3 protein-coding genes and 1 pseudogene are annotated in these 3234 nt (G+C 56.2%); 1 reads left to right on the top strand and 3 read right to left on the bottom strand.

The genetic code is table 11. The features are described from left to right. The 3 genes and pseudogenes from Q1J43_RS00180 to Q1J43_RS00170 form a co-directional block, all read right to left on the bottom strand. A pseudogene (locus tag Q1J43_RS00180) lies at positions 1 to 456 on the bottom strand (hypothetical protein); the annotation flags it as partial. After that, on the bottom strand, positions 453 to 1301 hold the full coding sequence (locus Q1J43_RS00175; protein WP_301100261.1) for a pyruvate, water dikinase regulatory protein: 849 nt from the start codon (positions 1299 to 1301) through the stop codon (positions 453 to 455). The pseudogene Q1J43_RS00180 and the gene Q1J43_RS00175, both read right to left, overlap by 4 nt. A gap of 410 nt (positions 1302 to 1711) precedes the next feature. Then, entirely contained in the window at positions 1712 to 2758 is a 1047-nt protein-coding gene (locus Q1J43_RS00170) for a M48 family metallopeptidase (RefSeq protein ID WP_301100260.1), read from the bottom strand. A 180-nt stretch (positions 2759 to 2938) separates the two neighbouring features. On the opposite strand from Q1J43_RS00170, the gene Q1J43_RS00165 reads away from it, so the two are divergent. After that, the coding region (locus Q1J43_RS00165; RefSeq protein WP_301100259.1) for a DNA methyltransferase at positions 2939 to 3234 on the top strand (296 nt) is incomplete at its 3' end.

Here is a 3234-nt window from a genome sequence, read left to right as displayed (position 1 = left end):
GATTTCGGTGAAGCCCATATCCTGCAAGGCGACGATCACGGCGCGCGCCGCGCCGCCCGCGCCGAGAACCGTGGCGATAGGGTTCGCGTTCAAGGAAAAACCGGCTTGCTTGATATTTTCGGCAAAGCCAAAGGCGTCGGTGTTGCGGCCTTCCAGCGTATGATCGTCGCGCACGACGACGGTGTTGATCGCGCCGATGCGTTTCGCCGTAGGGTCGATATGTTCGATGATGCCAAGCGCCGCCTCCTTGTGCGGCAAGGTCAGATTGACGCCGCGAAAACCCAGATGGGGCAGGGCGCGCAAGGCTTGCGAAAGCCTGTCCGGCGGCACCGCCATCGGCACATAAGCGCCGTCGATGCCGTAATGCTCCAGCCAATAGCCATGCAGACGCGGCGAACGCGAATGGGAAACCGGCCAGCCCATGACGCCCGCCAGTTTGGCTTTGCCCGTTATCATGACTGGCCCTCCCCGTTTTGCGTCATCGCCCGCCGGTTAAGCGCCATGATGATTTCGGCGGCGGTTTCCTCAATCGAACGGCGCGTCACGTCGATCACCATGCAACCCAATTGCGTGAACAGCCGCCGCGCATCGCGCAACTCCTGCCGCACGGTTTCGGGATCAATATAATCCGTGTTCTCGTCCTGTTGTAAAAAGCGCAGACGATTACGGCGGATTTCGATCAGACTGTCGGGATCCTTGGTCAAGCCGACGAGAAATGGCTTGTCCCTTCCTTGCAACGCCAGCAATGCCGGCGGCGGCGGCATGCCCGGGATTAAAGGCACATTGGCGGCGCGATAACCGCGATTGGCCAGATAAATGCAGGTCGGCGTCTTCGAGGTGCGCGAAACGCCTATCAGCACGATATCGGCCTCGTCCAGTTTATCGGTCTTGTGGCCGTCATCCTGCGCGATGGCGAAGTCCATGGCGTCGATGCGGGAAAAATATTCGGCGTCGAGCGCATGTTGTCGTCCCGGGTCGTGGCCGGAGGCGATGCCGAAATAGCCGCTCATCGCGTTCATCACCGGATCGAGCACGGAAAGATGCGGTATATTCTGCTCCCGACAAAACGCCTCCATCGCTGCGCGCATTTGATCATCGACAAAAGTGTAAAGCGCAAGCCCAGGCCAGCGCCGCAATCCCTCCAGCACCATATCCAACTGGCGACGGGAGCGGATCAGGCTCCAGATATGCTCCTCCACCTTCGCGCCGCCGAATTGCGCCAGACAGGCGCGCGCGACGCTGTTAATGGTTTCGCCGGTGGCGTCTGACACCAGATGGAGATGATGAGAATTTTCCGTCATCTGTTCATAAAATTTTAAGTTTGTGGGGATAAAAGGGGTTCACGGTGGATTGTGCGCTTTTTATACGCGCTGCCCCGCCATCTATCCACGATTATTCCGTCCGCGCCGCCAAACTTTCCACAGACTGTGGAGAATGTGGGTAACTTGCGTCTCAGTTTCCCCCGTTATTCACAGGCTTATCCACGTTATGGAATTTACGCGCTTTTAACCTTTGATTCACTTTTTTATCCTTGCCGCTCGCGGTGTCGGCGGCGGCGCTGTCCTGTATAAAAACCGGAAAACCGTCGAACGGAATCTTATCCCCGTTTTGGGCTTCGCCTACTACTTACTACCTTCATAAAAAAATTTTTATAAGTTAGAAGGAAGCAAGCCGGTATAAATCCGGATTGGAAAAAATCGAAAGAATTCGGCTAACGGTTTCCGCCGGATGGCGGAATGATGCTTTCGCCTTCAGGCGGCAAACCGCCGAGCTGACGCAAAACGGCGATGCGCCGTTCGATCGGCGGGTGCGTATCGAACAAACCAAACAGCGAAGGCGGGTTTTCGATAAACATCTGCCGCACTTCGGCGGGGACATGCGGCACTTCGCTGCGTCCGGAAATTTTCCGCAAGGCTTCAATCAGCGCGTCGGGCTTCTTGGTCAGGGCCACGGCGCCGGCATCCGCGAGATATTCTCGCTTGCGGGACAAGGCAAAGCGCAACGCCAGCGCCAGAACATAACCTATGGAGGCCAGAACCGCCGCGAGCAAAGCCAGTCCGGCGACGCCGCCATTGTTCCGGTTGCGATTACGGCCATAGGATGAAAAGCGCAGACTGCGCCAAGCCATCTGCGCGATGAAGGAAATCATGCCGGTGAACACAACCGTAATCACCAGCAAACGGCAATCGCGGTTGATAATATGCGACAATTCGTGCGCCAACACCGCCTCCAATTCGTCGCGATCCAGCGCCGCCAGCAGGCCGCGCGTTACCGTGACGCTATAACTCTTTTCGTCGAGGCCCGTGGCGAAGGCGTTCAGCGCGTCGCTGTCGATGATATAAAGCCTTGGCATCGTCAAGCCGCGCAGGATGCATAAATTCTCAAGAAGATTGTAAAGTTCCGGCGCTTCGCTGCGCGTCACCGCCTTCGCGCCGGTCGCCGCCCGTATCATCGCGTCGTTGAAAAAATAGCCGATAAGAACCCACAACGCGGCCATGCCGACCACCAGCGGCCAATAGGCCCACAGGCCCGCCTGCGCCGCCCCTAAGACAGTGCGCGGCGTGTCGGCAGGCAAACCGAAGCCTTGAAAAAATCCGGCATCAATCCCGTTAGGCGTCCCATTCTGATAGACCCAAGCCGCCGCCGCGAAAAAGCCGCCGACCAGCGCCAACAACAAGAAGGGAAACGCCGCCAGCAACAGCATCGACTTGATGTTGTTGTTCCAACGATAGGTGGCAAGGCCGAGGGATGGAGTCATAGTCAGAATCCGGGGCAGAAGGTTGGGAAAGCGACCGCAAACCACAAAAAAGCACGCGTAAAACGAGTGTGGAAAATCGGCATGGTCGGAAGGAATGTTGACAAAAATACGATAGGACTGCCATGGTTATTTAACCGGAAATTCCCATCGCGCCGCTTGAGGCGGAGACAGCGTAGCTTTATGAAAACAAAACGAAAATTTCCTGCCGACTATATCAACCGGATAATTCTGGGCGATTGTCTGGATGTCATGAAGCAAATTCCGGACGGCAGCATTGATTTGGTCATTACCTCTCCCCCCTATAATCTGAAGAACTCAACCGGCAACGGCATGAAGGACGGCAGGGGCGGGAAATGGTCCAATGCCGCGTTAATCAATGGCTACGATAATTACGACGACAATATGCCTTATGACGAATATGTCGTCTGGCAGAGGAATTGCCTCGCGGAAATGTTGAGGATTATTCCTGATCATGG

The organism is Propionivibrio sp. (genome assembly GCF_029255185.1).
Classification (GTDB): domain Bacteria; phylum Pseudomonadota; class Gammaproteobacteria; order Burkholderiales; family Rhodocyclaceae; genus Propionivibrio.
The sequence above is the reverse complement of the archived record's forward strand: the minus strand, read 5'-3'. Positions and strand labels throughout refer to the sequence as shown.

What these genes read in the sequence shown, in the direction of transcription:
- Q1J43_RS00175 (WP_301100261.1), bottom strand. Translation starts at nt 1,301, where the DNA reads ATGACGGAAAATTCTCATCATCTCCATCTGGTGTCAGACGCCACCGGC.
- Q1J43_RS00170 (WP_301100260.1), bottom strand. Translation starts at nt 2,758, where the DNA reads ATGACTCCATCCCTCGGCCTTGCCACCTATCGTTGGAACAACAACATC.